The 13,896-nt window shown below is 62.7% G+C and carries 12 protein-coding genes and 1 pseudogene; 5 read left to right on the forward strand and 8 right to left on the reverse strand.

Features of this window, described 5'->3' with window-relative positions; genetic code table 11:
* Positions 1–14 precede the first annotated feature (14 nt).
* A complete protein-coding gene (locus BJI47_RS00530; protein WP_088941871.1) occupies positions 15–1,478 on the forward strand; it encodes a dihydroorotase family protein in 1,464 nt (487 codons plus the stop codon).
* The gene (locus BJI47_RS00535; protein WP_088941872.1) at positions 1,475–2,665 is read left to right on the forward strand and encodes a CaiB/BaiF CoA-transferase family protein; all 1,191 of its coding nucleotides are present in this window, start codon (positions 1,475–1,477) and stop codon (positions 2,663–2,665) included. Before BJI47_RS00530 ends, BJI47_RS00535 begins: the two co-directional genes overlap by 4 nt.
* A gap of 126 nt (positions 2,666–2,791) precedes the next feature.
* Here the strand turns inward: BJI47_RS00535 and BJI47_RS00540 are convergent, their stop codons facing one another.
* Positions 2,792–3,523: an alpha/beta fold hydrolase gene (locus BJI47_RS00540; protein WP_088941873.1), complete on the reverse strand. Its 732-nt coding sequence runs from the start codon at positions 3,521–3,523 to the stop codon at positions 2,792–2,794.
* 73 nt (positions 3,524–3,596) lie between these two features.
* Here BJI47_RS00540 and BJI47_RS00545 point away from each other — a divergent pair, with 73 nt between their 5' ends.
* Together BJI47_RS00545 and BJI47_RS00550 are read left to right on the forward strand one after the other, a co-directional pair.
* The gene (locus BJI47_RS00545; protein ID WP_088941874.1) at positions 3,597–4,295 is read left to right on the forward strand and encodes a YafY family protein; all 699 of its coding nucleotides are present in this window, start codon (positions 3,597–3,599) and stop codon (positions 4,293–4,295) included.
* Between the two features lie 158 nt (positions 4,296–4,453).
* Entirely contained in the window at positions 4,454–6,061 is a 1,608-nt protein-coding gene (locus BJI47_RS00550; protein WP_088941896.1) for an MFS transporter, read from the forward strand.
* A gap of 24 nt (positions 6,062–6,085) precedes the next feature.
* Here BJI47_RS00550 and BJI47_RS00555 read toward each other — a convergent pair whose 3' ends face one another.
* From BJI47_RS00555 to BJI47_RS00565, 3 genes are all read right to left on the reverse strand, one after another.
* Complete coding sequence (locus tag BJI47_RS00555) at positions 6,086–7,036, reverse strand: ABC transporter substrate-binding protein (RefSeq protein WP_088941875.1); 951 nt, start codon at positions 7,034–7,036, stop codon at positions 6,086–6,088.
* Positions 7,037–7,071: 35 nt separating this feature from the next.
* A complete protein-coding gene (locus BJI47_RS00560; RefSeq protein WP_217808486.1) occupies positions 7,072–9,360 on the reverse strand; it encodes an excinuclease ABC subunit UvrA in 2,289 nt (762 codons plus the stop codon).
* Positions 9,361–9,456: 96 nt separating this feature from the next.
* Entirely contained in the window at positions 9,457–9,834 is a 378-nt protein-coding gene (locus BJI47_RS00565; RefSeq protein ID WP_088941898.1) for a PLDc N-terminal domain-containing protein, read from the reverse strand.
* Between the two features lie 273 nt (positions 9,835–10,107).
* Here BJI47_RS00565 and BJI47_RS00570 point away from each other — a divergent pair, with 273 nt between their 5' ends.
* Entirely contained in the window at positions 10,108–11,328 is a 1,221-nt protein-coding gene (locus tag BJI47_RS00570) for a DUF4185 domain-containing protein (protein WP_088941876.1), read from the forward strand.
* Between the two features lie 10 nt (positions 11,329–11,338).
* On the opposite strand, the gene BJI47_RS24365 is transcribed toward BJI47_RS00570, so the two are convergent.
* The 4 genes and pseudogenes from BJI47_RS24365 to BJI47_RS00585 form a co-directional block, all read right to left on the reverse strand.
* The gene (locus tag BJI47_RS24365) at positions 11,339–11,590 is read right to left on the reverse strand and encodes a DUF3253 domain-containing protein (RefSeq protein WP_254900315.1); all 252 of its coding nucleotides are present in this window, start codon (positions 11,588–11,590) and stop codon (positions 11,339–11,341) included.
* A gap of 18 nt (positions 11,591–11,608) precedes the next feature.
* A pseudogene (locus BJI47_RS24370) lies at positions 11,609–11,740 on the reverse strand (DUF2256 domain-containing protein); the annotation flags it as partial.
* Between the two features lie 21 nt (positions 11,741–11,761).
* Complete coding sequence (locus BJI47_RS00580) at positions 11,762–13,300, reverse strand: glycerol-3-phosphate dehydrogenase/oxidase (RefSeq protein ID WP_088941877.1); 1,539 nt, start codon at positions 13,298–13,300, stop codon at positions 11,762–11,764.
* Positions 13,297–13,878 (reverse strand): TetR/AcrR family transcriptional regulator, encoded by a 582-nt coding sequence (locus BJI47_RS00585; RefSeq protein WP_088941878.1) that lies wholly within the window; start codon positions 13,876–13,878, stop codon positions 13,297–13,299. Before BJI47_RS00585 ends, BJI47_RS00580 begins: the two co-directional genes overlap by 4 nt.
* Between the last annotated feature and the right edge of the window lie 18 nt (positions 13,879–13,896).

Below are 13,896 nucleotides of genomic sequence, written 5' to 3' on the forward strand. Positions count from 1 at the left end.
AAAGGATCCACCAGATGTCTACGTTGATCACCAATGCACGTGTCGTCCGTCCAGGCTCGGATGCCCCCGAAGACGGGGAGCTTCTCGACCTGCTCATCGAAGACGGCAAGTTCACCCGGATCGAAGCAGGGATTCCGGCCGACGCGGCGGATACCGTGATCGATGCTGCAGGCAAGATCGCCTTCCCCGGAGTGGTCGACGCGCATCAACACTGGGGTATCTACAACCCGCTCGGTGAAGATGCCGAAACCGAGTCCCGCGCCTGTGTGCAGGGCGGCGTTACGACCTCGTTGTCCTACATGCGCACCGGGCAGTACTACATGAACACCGGTGGGTCCTATGCGGATGTGTTCCCGAAGGTACTCGAAGCGACCGAGGGGCGCCCGTACGTCGATTACGCGTACCACCTGGCGCCGATGTCGAAGGAGCACATCGCGGAGATCCCGTCGCTCATCGCCGACCACGGCGTGACCTCGTTCAAGATCTTCATGTTCTACGGCAGCCATGGCTTGCACGGGCGCAGCGTCGATCAGAGCGAGTTTCTGATGACGCCGGAGGGTGAGCGTTACGATCTGGCGCATTTCGAATTCGTCATGCGTGGGATCCAGGCGGCCCGTGAACAGTTGGGCGACAAGGCTGAGCACATCTCGTTGTCGCTGCACTGTGAGACCGCCGAGATCATGAGTGCCTACACCAAGATCGTCGAAGAGGAAGGAACCCTCCACGGCCTCGCCGCCTACAGCGCGTCCCGCCCTCCGCATTCCGAGGGACTTGCGGTCACCATTGCGGCGTTCCTTGCAGACGAGACGCAGTTGCCGAACATCAACCTGCTGCACCTGTCCTCGCGTAAGGCGATGACGGCCGCGATGAGGATGGCAAAGGCGTTCCCGCACGTCAACTTCCGTCGTGAGGTCACCATCGGGCACCTGCTCGCCGATATCGAGACCGCCTACGGACTCGGCGGTAAGGTCAACCCGCCGCTGCGCCCCCGAGACGATGTCGAAGCACTGTGGGAGCACTTGCTTGCCGGTGACATCGACTGGGTCGTCAGCGATCACGCGTGCTGCAAGGACGAGAAGAAGTTCGCCGAGGATCGTGGTGACATCTTCGCCGCGAAATCCGGATTCGGTGGTGCCGAGTACTTGCTCCCCGGTTTGGTCTCCGAAGGCCGCAAGCGCGGACTCAGCTGGCGTCGTATCGCCGAGCTCACTTCGCTCAATCCAGCTTCGCGCTACGGACTTCCGGGCAAGGGCGACATCGCTGTCGGCATGGACGCGGACATCGCGCTCGTGGACCCGGAGCACACCTGGACCGTGCGTCCGGAAGATTCGGAGTCGACGCAGGAGTACACCCCGTTCGAGGGCTTCGAGCTGGGAGCGAAGGTGACCGACACCTTCGTCCGTGGACAGCGTGTGCTGGCCGACTGCTCGGTATCCGGCAGTCCGGCCGGACGCTACCTGCATCGCCCGTACAAGTGACCGGCCCACTCGAGGGCATCAAAGTCCTCGATATCTCCACGATTCTCGCCGGACCCTTGGTAGCGCAGATCCTCGGTGACTTCGGTGCCGAGGTCATCAAGATCGAACATCCGACCCGACCCGACGGCATGCGCGGGCACGGGTTGGACAAGGACGGTCACCCGCTGTGGTGGACGATGGTGAGCCGAAACAAGCGCACCATGACGTTGAACCTGGGTAACGAGCAAGGTGCGGAGATCTTTCGCCGTCTTGTCGCCGACGCCGACGTCGTGGTCGAGAACTTCCGGCCTGGCACGTTGGAGCGCTGGGGTCTCGGGTACGACGTGTTGTCGGCGGACAACCCTGGGTTGATCCTGTTGCGCGTGACGGGCTTCGGCCAAACCGGGCCCTACTCCAAGCGGCCCGCGTTCGGAACTCTCGTCGAATCGATGAGCGGATTCGCGCACCTGACCGGTCCTGCCGACGGGCCGCCGACGTTGCCGGCCTTCGGCCTCGCCGATTCGCTGGCCGGCATCGCAGGCTCGTCCGCGGTATCCATGGCACTACTGCATCGAACGAACAACGGCGGTAAAGGCCAGGTCATCGACTTGGACTTGCTGAGTCCGATCATGACTGCGGTGGGGCCGGGGATCATCTACGCCGATCAGCTCGGGATCGACCTCGAGCGCACGGGCAATCGATCGAGCAACAACGCACCGCGAAATCTATACAAGACCTCCGACGGTTTCTGGCTGGCCATCTCCACGAGTGCGAACTCGATCGCCGAGCGGGTGCTGCGATTGGTCGGTCACGCGGAAGTCATCGACGAACCGTGGTTCGCGACGGGGCGGGAGCGTGCCGCGCACGCCGATCTACTCGACGGATACGTGGGTGGTTGGATCGGAGATCGAACCCGTGACGAAGTCGTTGCCGAGTTCGAAAAGGCCGGTGCTGCTGTGGCGCCGGTGTACAAGCCGAGTGAACTACTCGATGACCCGCAGGTGAACGCGATCGAGATGGTGACCACCGTCGAGGACGAGGATTTGGGTCCTGTTCGCATGCAGAACGTCATGTGGCGCATGGGTGAGAGTCCCGGCAGCATCCGGCACACCGGGCGTGCACACGGCGCCGACACCGACGAGGTACTCGCGGAGTTGGGTTGCAGTGCGGATTCGATCGAGGAACTGCACAGGTCAGGCGTCGTCTAGATCAGTTGACCGGACACTCGAGCATGTAGCCGGCGGGCGCAGGCCCAGCAGTCGGCCCAACGTGCGGTGCAAGCGATCGGAGGGGCCAGCCGGATTCGGCTGGCCCCTCCGAATTGTGCGTGCGGTTCAGTTGGTTCGAGAAGCCGCTGAGTGAATTGTTTTGGCGAGGTCGAGGGGTCGGCTCCACATAGGCCAATGCCCCGTGGGGAGGTCGACGACGTCGAGGCGTTCGAGGTTTGCGACCTCGGCGAACATGGGATGGCTCGCTCGGGCCAATTCGAGCACCTGCGCGCCAGAGATCGAGCAGCACACCAGGGTGGTCTGGACTTCGCGGCGGGCGTCGTTCGTGAGCTCGACGGATTGACGAAGTACAGGGCCGGGTTCGGGGACGGCCCGGGCCCGAAAACGCTCGAGGACCTCTGCGCTGAGGCCTTCGAGGCTCGCCTGCTGCGCGAGGATGTCGAACGACGGCAGCGCAAGCTCCTCCAACCCCTCCGGAAGGTCTGGGGCGTGGACACTTCCGGTTGCCACGGGGCCGGAGTCGACCCACACCACCCGCTGGACAAGCTCAGGGTGTCGGTCGATGACGAGGCTGACGGGAGCGTTGGCCCCACTGTGAGCGACGAGAATTGCGGGCTGATTCCCGTGTCGAGCAATGGCGTCCAGGATCGCTTCGACTTGGTCGTCGAGAGTCCTTGTCGCACGCTCGGGATCGTCACTGTCGAGGCCTGGCAGTGTTATTGCGAGTGCAGGAGACTGGTCTGTTTTCAGGTGATCGAGGACTTCATCCCACGCCCAAGCGCCCAGCCAGTGGCCGGCGACAAGGATGATGGTCGGACTGTTGATAGTGGTCGGCATGCCACAAGCCTTGCAGGCCCGATGGACAGTGGTATGTCACTATTTGTGTCATGAATTGGCCGCGGTCCGAACCGTGAAGCGAGCAGAACGGCTGCATGCTCTGTCAGAGATGTTGCACCGCAGCGGCGCGCGTGGGGTATCCGCCGACCGGTTGGCGAAAGAGTTCGAAGTGTCCGTCCGGACAATCAAAAGGGACCTCGACGCGTTGGAGAACAGCGGCAGGCCTATATGGTCGCGCCCAGGTCCGGGCGGTGGATACGGATTGGCCAAGGGCGCGTCCTTGCCGCCCGTCAGTCTGTCACCGGCGCAGGCCGTGGCTCTCATGGCGGCCGTGTCCGCTGCAGCGGATGCCCCCTACTCCGATCTGGCAGCAGCCGGCATCCGAAAGGTCATGGATGTTCTCGATCCCATCACGCGAGGAAGGGCCGACGATCTAGCTCGCCGTGTGTGGGTCGACGCGGGTCCTTCCTCTTCACGCGCAACGAAGTCGGCCATGGAAGAGGCGATGGCCGAGCAGCGAGTGATCCGTATTCGCTACACATCGAGAGAGGGCACCACGACCACCCGCGACGTCGAGCCGGTGCTGTTCGCCTCCACGAATGGCCAGTGGTACTTGATCGGATGGTGCCGAAAGCGTGACGCAATGCGATGGTTTGCCATCCCGCGTGTCGAGCGGGCCACCGTGACCAGGACGTCCTGCAGCGGCCACACCATCGACGAGGTCGGAGAACCCCCAGCGAACGCCAGACCGGTGCACGGCCGGGGGGAGTGAATCGATCGGTGAACCTGTGCGATCGAGTCATCTGCACACCTTGCTCGTGATCCTGCCTCGGCGATGGCGGTTGCGGATGATCGGCCTTGGTCACCTTCGACGGGTGATCTCCGGCGGATCGAGCTGCGCGATACTGGCTCCCTACAACAGGGGTGTCCATGACTGCTAGAACGAAGACTGGCTCGGGTCTGGTGCTGACGGTGCTGGCGTCGAGTCAGTTCCTGATGACTCTGGACAGTTCGGTCATGAACGTGTCGATGGCAACGGTGGCCGAGGACCTGGACACCACGATCACGGGCATCCAAACCGCGATCACGCTGTACACGCTGGTCATGGCGACGCTGATGATCACCGGCGGCAAGATCGGCACCATAATGGGAAGGCGTAGAGCTTTCGCACTCGGACTCGTGATCTACGGGGTCGGGACGTTGACCACTGCAGCGGCTCCCAATCTTGCGGTGCTGTTGATCGGGTGGGCTTTCCTCGAAGGTGTGGGCGCGGCGCTGATCATGCCGGCGATCGTCGCCTTGGTCGCGGCGAATTTTCCGCCCGAAAAGCGAGCTGCCGCATACGGTTTGGTTGCTGCCGCAGGTGCAATGGCCGTGGCGGCGGGCCCGCTGATCGGGGGTGCGGTCACCACGTTCGCTTCGTGGCGGTACGTCTTCGTCGGCGAGGCATTTCTCGTCGTGGCGATCGTACTGGTGCTGCGCCGCATCAATGACGTCCCGCCGGTCCGCGTCCGACTCGATCTCGTCGGCTCCGCATTGTCGGTGGCAAGCCTGGGAATGCTCGTCTTCGGAGTTCTCAGGTCGGGGGAGTGGGGGTGGATTCGTCCCACCCCGGGCGGTGCCGAGATAGCAGGACTGTCCCCGGTGATCTGGCTGCTGTTGGCAGGTGCGTTGCTCCTGTACGTGTTCATGAGATGGCAGACGCACCTTGCCGAGACCGGACGGGAGCCGCTGATCGATCCCAAGGTGCTCCGCAACCGGCAACTTTCCGGCGGCCTCACGATGTTCTTCGCGCAGTTCACCGTCCAAGCCGGCGTCTTCTTCACGGTGCCGTTGTTCCTGTCCGTGGTCCTGGAACTGACTGCACTGCAGACCGGGCTTCGAATCCTCCCACTCTCGGTCGCACTCCTCCTCGCGGCCGCAGGGATTCCCAAGCTCTGGCCCCGCGCCAACCCTCGTCGCGTAGTTCGTCTGGGTTGGGGGGCGATGATCGTCGGCATTCTCGTACTGGTCACCGGATTGGACCCCGGAGCCAATGCGAGCATCGTGGCGGTGCCGATGGTCCTGATGGGACTGGGACTCGGGGCGTTGGCCTCGCAGCTCGGCGCCGTTACCGTCTCCGCTGTGCCGGATTCGCAGAGCGCGGAAGTCGGCGGGCTACAGAACACCGCAACGAACCTCGGAGCATCGCTCGGAACCGCACTGATCGGGTCGGTACTCATCGCCACACTGAGCGCGGCCATCGTTGCCGGCGTGCAGATGAACCCCGACGTTCCGGACTCGGTGAAAGCGCAGGCGACCACCGAACTCGCGAGCGGCGTTCCATTTCTCTCGGACACGCAGCTCGAGGCAGCACTGGCCGACGCAGCGGTCCCGCAGTCGAGTGCCGAACAGATCGTCGACGTCAATTCCGATGCTCGACTCGAGGCCTTGCGTGTGGCCCTTTCCATTGCCGCGCTGGTCGGCGTCGGCGCCCTGTTCTTCACCGGTAACGTCCCGCGAGAGGCGCCTTCCGCTTCGGTGACCGCAGATCCGTGAGCGGACCTGGCAAGAGCGTCGGGGTTACTTTTCGCCGGTGAGCACCGCTGCAATTGCCTCGACCTGATCGGCGATACGTGGGCCCCACCGGCTCGAGAGATCCTCGTCCATCGTGTAGATGCGTCCATTACGCACAGCGCGCATCGAACTCCACCCGGGCCGTGCGGCAACGGATTCCGCGGTGACGCCGCAGCATTGAGAATCTGCCAGGAAGATGATGTCGGGATCGTCCGTCACCACCGACTCGGCGGCGAGTTGCGGGTAGTTGCTTCCCGCGCCATCGGCGATGCTCGTGAGACCGAACAGTCCGTAGAGCTGGCCGACGAAGCTCTGGCTCGTGACCGTGTACAGCTCGGAGTCGAGTTCGTGAAAATAGGTGAGCTCGCCGGCGGGGACACTGGCGACCGCGTCCTCGATGCGGGTACGAGTCTGCTCGACCATCGCTTCTGCTTCGGCTTCGCGACCGGTGGCGTCACCGACTCGCTCGATCTGGGCGTAGGCGTCGTCGATGCTCGTTGCGGCGGGCAGCAGCAGCGTCGGAATGTTTGCCGTTACGAGACCGGAGACCAACCCGCCGATATCGTCCGAGGCGATGACGAGGTCTGGTTCGTATCCCACGATCGCTTCCAGACTGGGGGTGTAGGCCGACAAGTCGGTCTTCGGGGCATCGGCCGGATAGTCCGACTGGCTGTCGACGGCAACCACCTGATCGCCCGCACCGATGGCGAACAATGTTTCGGTGGCAGTCGGGCTGAGAGACACGATCGACTTCGGGCGCGACTCGATGGTGATGTCGACTCCGGAATCGGCGGGACCGGAAACCACCGTCTTGGGAAACGAGCCGTCGGCCGATGACGTCGACGAATCCTGCGCCGATGTGTCCGGTCGGTCGTCTGCTGTTCCACTGCATCCGCCCACCAACAGGGCGAGTGCTGCAGTGCCGAGCAGAACCTTGAACGATTGCCGCGTGCGCACGAAGAATTGACCTCCAGCTCGTCGGACGAGATGAATTAACGCCCGAGACTACGAGCCAAGTATGTCCCCGTGTGCGTCTCGGTCTGCACCAGGTCTGCCACAGTTCCGGTGAAGGTGATCAGCCCACCGTTGTGGCCGCCATCCGGACCGAGGTCGATGACCCAGTCCGCAGCAGCAACTACGTCGAGATTGTGTTCGATGACGATTACCGTGCGTCCCTCCTCGACCATGCCGGACAGTAGCTCGATCAGGTTGGCCACATCCGAAGGATGCAAGCCCGTCGTCGGCTCGTCCAACACCAGAATCGGCGAAGACCCGACGAGTTCGGCCGCCAGTTTGAGGCGCTGGCGTTCGCCACCGGACAAGGAAGACAGGTTCTGGCCGAGCGAAAGATAGCCGAGGCCGACGTCCATGCATCTACGCAGAATGTCGCGAATCTTCTTGACATCGAAGAAGTCCTGGGCGTCCTCGACGGACATCTCGAAGATGTCGGCGATGCTGACGCCGTCGACGCTGTGCCGGATGGCTCCGGGGCGGAAGCGTCTGCCCTGACACGTTTCACAGGTGCTCGAAACAGGGTCGGTAAATCCGAGGTCTGTGAAGATGACGCCGCTTCCCTGACAATCGGAGCACGCGCCATCGGAGTTGGGGGAGAACAGTGACGCCGGTTGGCCGGTTTTCTTGGCGAAGTACGCGCGGATCGGATCGAGTAGGCCGGTGTACGTTGCAGGCGAGGATCTTCTGGACCCACGGATCGGTGCCTGGTCGATGATGACGGCATCGGGTGCGACTTCGCGAAGATGCCCGTGAACGAGGCTCGACTTGCCGGAGCCTGCGACGCCGGTGACGGCAGTCATGACACCGAGTGGTATCTCGACGCTGACGTTCTGCAGATTGTGGGTGTTCGCCCCACTGATGTGCAGGTGCCCGGTCGCTAGCCTGGGTGTGCGCAGCGTGGCATTCTCGCGTCGCAGGGCGACGCCCGTACGTGTATCGGCCTTGGTGAGCTCTTCGTACGTGCCTTCGAATACGACCGTCCCGCCGGCTTTACCTGCACCGGGGCCGATTTCGACGATGCGATCCGCAATCGACATGACCTCGGGATCGTGTTCGACCACCAAGACGGTATTTCCCTTGTCTCGCAACGCAAGCAGCATCTCGTCGAGCCGATGTACATCGCGTGGATGCAAGCCCGTGGTGGGCTCGTCGAAGACATAGAGCATGTCGTTGAGCGTGGCGCCGAGATGCCGGACCATCTTGATGCGCTGCGACTCGCCACCGGAGAGCGAGGCCGTGGCGCGATCGAGGCTGAGGTAGCCCAGACCGAGGTCGACGAGTCTGCGCAGCTGAGTCACGATCTCTGTACGTGGACCATCGAGATCTCTGAGCCTCCACGTGTCGATACGGTCCGCGAGATCGGAGACCTGCATGGCAAACGCGTCGGGCAGGGAGAGGCCTTCCAATGTCGCATTGCGGATGGTCTCGTTGTACCGAGTGCCGCCGCAGTCCGTGCAAGTTCCGCGAGTGACGATGCGATCGTAGGCGAGCTTCGCTTTGCCCTTGAGTGCGTCGGCATCCTTGGACAGATAGCTGCGCCGAAAGCGAGAGAGGATCCCCTCGTAGCTCTTCATCACGGCATCGGGGTTGAGCACGTCGATCTCACCAGGCTTGGCGTCGAAGAAGATGTGGCGTTCGCGGGCGGAGTATTGCTCCACGGGCACATCGAGATCGAACAATCCGGAATCCGCGAATACTCGGTACGGCCATTTGCCGGGTTCGAAATCCGGATGTTTGAACGGCCCCTCGCGCAGCGATTTCGACTCATCGACGAGTTCGTCGCGATCGACGACTTTGGCCTCGCCGAGCCCGTCGCATTCCTGGCACATACCCGCAGGGTCGTTGAAGGAGAAGGCATTGGCGTACCCGATGGACGGCGTGACTCCCCGCGACCACAGCATGCGTAGCCAGTCCCCGATATCGGTGATCGTGCCGACAGTGGAACGGGGCCCACCGAAGAGTCGCTTCTGGTCGACGATGATGACCGCCGAGAGATTGGCGATGAGGTCCGCGTCGGGCCGACCGTAGGACGGGAGAAATGTTTGAGCGAAAGCGGTGAACGTCGAGTTGATCTGCCGTTGCGCTTCGGCGGCAATGGTGTCGAACACGAGGGAGGACTTGCCCGATCCGGAAACTCCCGCGAATACGACGAGCTTTCGCTTCGGAAGGTCCAGATCGACCTCGCGGAGATTGTTCTCGCGTGCTCCGCGCACAAGGATGGTGGACAGTGGGTCGGCCGAGGTTGTGATGGGAGTTTCACCTTTCACGGAGCCGGATGGTTTCGCACACGAAGCGTGCAGCTCCCATCCTGCCGTACGCTGTACGGTGGCGCTAGTGGTGACGCGTACTCGCCCGCCAGGCGTTCAGTTGCCGGCTTCTCGTTGACGTCGCTCACGCTCGGTCCTACGTTGGTCCTCGGCTCTCGCGCGGCACTGGCGCAGAAACTCCTCATCTGCCTCCGGGTCCTGCGCAAATTGACGGCCTGGGCGGGTTTCGTACTCCGGAAATGCTGACGAGTTCTGCCGCCGCGCGACACTTCCGCCGCCGGCTCCGCCCCAGATGCCGCCACCGATAGGTCGCCCCGCCACCAGCCACACCAAGGACCCTGCCAACGGAACGAATATCACCAACAACAACCACGCCAACTTGGGTAGGTAGCGCACCCCACCGTCATCTGCAGTGACTACGTCGATGAGGCAGAACACCCACAGCAGCGTCACCAGTAATCCGAAATAAGGCATTCCGTCACCCTCCCACATCCAAGACCGTGCGGTCTTTTATCGAAGGGATCGTAGCAATTGCCCGAATCGGGCATCGAGGCGCAGGCCGGTGAATCCCACGCGTGTAACTCCTCCGATTGTGTATTTGTCAAGTATCAACATGGCTCGATGTGTTGCGGGGCGAATCGATTTGAGTAACACTCGTCACATCAGCCGCAGGGGTAACGCCAGTAACAGCAACCAGTGGGGGACGTTTTGCGCGCACGTAGTCGGCGAATCGCGGTGGGGGCAGTGATGACCCTGCTGGCCAGTGGGCTCAGCATTCTCTCCTCACCTATCGCGACCGCCGAACCGTGTGGTGGCGCGGGCGGTTCAGGATCTTCACTGCTGTTCGGCTCTTCGGGCAGTTCGCGCGGCGGACCGGGCAAAGAGCCCGCAGGCCCTCAAGGTCCACTGCCGGCGATCTCGGGGAACACCTCCTCCGTAGCGTGGGTGACCGGCCCGGTCAGCGCCAACAACACCTACGAACGATTCGGCATCTCCGGGACAGACCTCGGCATCAGCTGGGACAACGCCGCTGGGCAGACGTTGATGGCGTTCGGTGACACGTTCGGTAACTGTTCTTTGCCAGGATCGGAGTGGCGCAGCAACATTCTGATGCGGTCCAACGACACGAACCTGTCCGACGGCATCACCATCACCGACGGAGTACCACTCGACACGAGTTCCGGTGCCGTCGTCGAACCGGGCGCGCCAAGATTTGCGAGCGAGGTCGTGCCGAGCCTCGGAGTGGCAGGCGTCGAGGACACCGTTATTCCCACCGCGGCCATCTCCATCGACGGCGTGCAGTACATGAACTACATGTCGGTGCGGGAATGGGGTACACCGGGACGATGGGTAACCAACTTCTCGGCGATCGCGACCTCAACCGACAATGGACAGACCTGGACGACGTCACTGCCCACCATTCGCGCCAATGCGGGCGTCACGGTTCCGGGACTTGCACAACTCGAGGAGAGCAACGGCAAGTATCAGATGAATGCGTACGCGAAGGGCAAGGATGGGTACATCTACCAATTCGGTACGCCCAATGGACGTTTCGGTGCAGCCTTCGTGGCGCGCGTAAAGCCCGAGGACATTCTGAACCTCGCCGCATACGAATACTCGACGCAGGATCCGGCCAAGCCATGGTCGAAAAATGTCGCCGACTCCGTTTCCGCGGTCGAGGAGCCGGTCAGTGAGATGTCCGTTGTGTGGAACGATCACTTGCAGCGGTACGTGATGATGTACGGCAACGAAATCGATCGAACTCTGTTGGCGCGCACCGCCGAGAAGCCCGAAGGCCCGTGGAGCGCTCCGACCACATTGCTGGACTCGCGGCAGACGGCAGGCGGCATCTACGCACCCTTCATCCATCCGGTGACGAGCGGCAACAAGCTCTACTTCACGGCCTCGAGGTGGTCGGACTACAACGTACTGTTGTTCGAGACCAACCTCGACGCACTCGCTCGCTGACAGTCCTTAGCTAACGAGCCCAACGAATTCGAATTGGTCCCTTTGCCGTCGACGGGTCCACCACCGAGCCCTTCTGAGTGATCTCCACCTCGCCGGCGTCGACCATTCGCCTGGCGGCTTTCCGCACCGGTTCCATCAGATCCCGCCAGTCGTTGTCGGACATCGCCCGGGCAACATCGGACGGACAGATCGTCGCATCCCGCGCCCGCGCGTCGAGCAGCTCTCTGATCTTCTGCTCGATCCGAAGGTCGGTGCCGCTCACCTTGGACTTTCGGCAAGCGGCGCTGCAGTATTCGACGTCATCGAAGTTGTTCGCCCACTTCTTGCGCCACTCGATGCGCCGCCCGCAGGATATGCAAGTCTTGTCCTCGGGTGAGGGCTGCGCGCGCTTCTTGTGGGCCACCTCATCCACTGTAGGTCGGCTGCGCGCCGGCTAGTGGACGAACGTTGCAGCGACGTCGACTACAGCCGCACGATCCTTGGCGACCAGACCGATTCGGGTGCGACGGTCGACGATGTCGGAAACATCGAGTGCACCCTCGTGCCGAACCGCGAACTCGAACTCGGCGCGGGTGACGTCGATCCCATCGGCAACCCGCTCGAGTGGACGTTCGCACGTTGCATTTTCGATGACTGTCGAGGCCTCGCCTCCGTACCGTGCGACTGCGGATGTTGGCACGCTGTCCCGCGGGGGAGCGAGTGGCGTCGCCGGATTTCCGGGAGCACCTACCAGTGGCAACGAACGAGTCCGGCACGGCGCGAGTTCGAGACCCCGTGCACGCCCGGCGCGGTCGAGGACGTCCTGTGCCATATGTCGGAACTCGGTGAGCTTCCCGCCGACCACGCTGAAGACGCCGTTCGGGGACTCGATCACCGCATGATTGCGAGACACATCCGAAGTTCGACCCTCACCGGCATCGATCAACGGCCGCAGGCCTGCGAAACTTCCCAGCACGTCCTCGCGGGTGACTGCGGTGCCTAGTGCGGTGTTCACAGTAGCGAGCAGAAAGTCGACCTCCCCGTCCGTCGCTGTCGGTTCATCGGGAATCGGGCCTGGGGCCTCTTCGTCGGTGAGGCCCAGGTAAACCCGGCCCAACTGCTCCGGCATGGCGAAGATGAATCGGTTCGTTTCGCCGGGTATCGGGACCGTCAGTGCTGCGGTCGGGTACCCGAATGCCTTCGCGTCGAACACCAGATGTGTTCCACGACTGGGGCGTAGACGGATGGAGGTGTCGACCTGGCTAGCCCAGACGCCAGTCGCGTTGATGACGAGGCGAGCCGCGAGATCGAAGCTCTGCCCGGTCAGTTGGTCGGTCAATCGTACCGATGAACCCGTGGCCTGCGACGCAGCGACTTTGGTGAGAATTCGTGCACCGTGCTGAGCGGCTGTGCGGGCAACCGCCACGACGAGGCGGGCGTCGTCGATCAGCTGCCCATCGTATGCGAGCAAACCACCGGTAAGCCCGTCCCTTTCGATGGCAGGCACCAGCTCGATTGCCCGCGCGGCGCTGACTTTGCGCGAGCGAGGCAGCGTCGAGGTCGGTGTACCTGCCGCGAATCGCAGCGCATCTCCAGCGAAAAATCCCGTACGCACCAACGCTTTCGATCCTGTCGACATCGATGGCAGCAGCGGCACCAACTGAGGCATTGCTGAAACCAGATGAGGTGCATTGTGGGTCATCAGCAATCCGCGTTCGACGGAACTGCGTCGTGCGATCCCGAGGTTGCCGGTGGCGAGATACCGCAGTCCTCCGTGGACAAGTTTGGAGCTCCACCGGCTGGTGCCGAAAGCCAGATCTTCTTTCTCCACGAGAACCACGCTGAGTCCACGAGATGCTGCGTCGAGCGCAACTCCGGCGCCGGTGATGCCGCCGCCGATGACGACGACGTCGACAGGCTCGGAGGAGTTGCCGAGTACGGACAGGTCGTTTGTGCGACGCGCGCGATCGAGCGACGCAGAAAATATTGTCACGAGGCGAGGTATCCGTTCAACATGTAGGCGAGCTCGGTCGTAAGTGAATCGCCGTCGAGCATCGACTCGACGAGTACTCCTGACTGGAGGACGGACTGCACGGTGAGCAGCACCATAGCGGCCAGTTCACGGGTAATGCCGCTGCGGATGCTGCCGTGAGCCTGTCCCCGCGCTATCTCGCCTTCCAGTGCTGCGATAGCGAACTGCTGACTGGCGCCGAGTCTTCCGGTGATGTAGACCATCATGAATTCGGGTGCAGTGTGCAGCACTGACATCACCACTGCGTCGTTGCGCAGCAGGCCTGCGATGGCGACAATATTTTCCACCAACTGTTCACGCGAAGGACCGTGATCAGGAACCTGACCGATGGCTCCGGTGATTCGGTCGGTCAGAACCGCGGCCAACACGGAGTCCGTGTCCGGCCACCTTCGGTAGATCGTTGGTCGGCTCACTTCGGCACGACGGGCGATTTCGGCGAGAGTGACCCGCGCGAAGCCGTAGTCGACGACGCACTGTGCCGCAGCTTCGAGCACCTGAGCCTCGACCGTGTCGACGCTATCGTTACAGGTTGACAACATGTGTAACAATGTAACACA

This window comes from Rhodococcus sp. 1168 (assembly GCF_002091955.1).
Classification (GTDB): domain Bacteria; phylum Actinomycetota; class Actinomycetes; order Mycobacteriales; family Mycobacteriaceae; genus Rhodococcoides.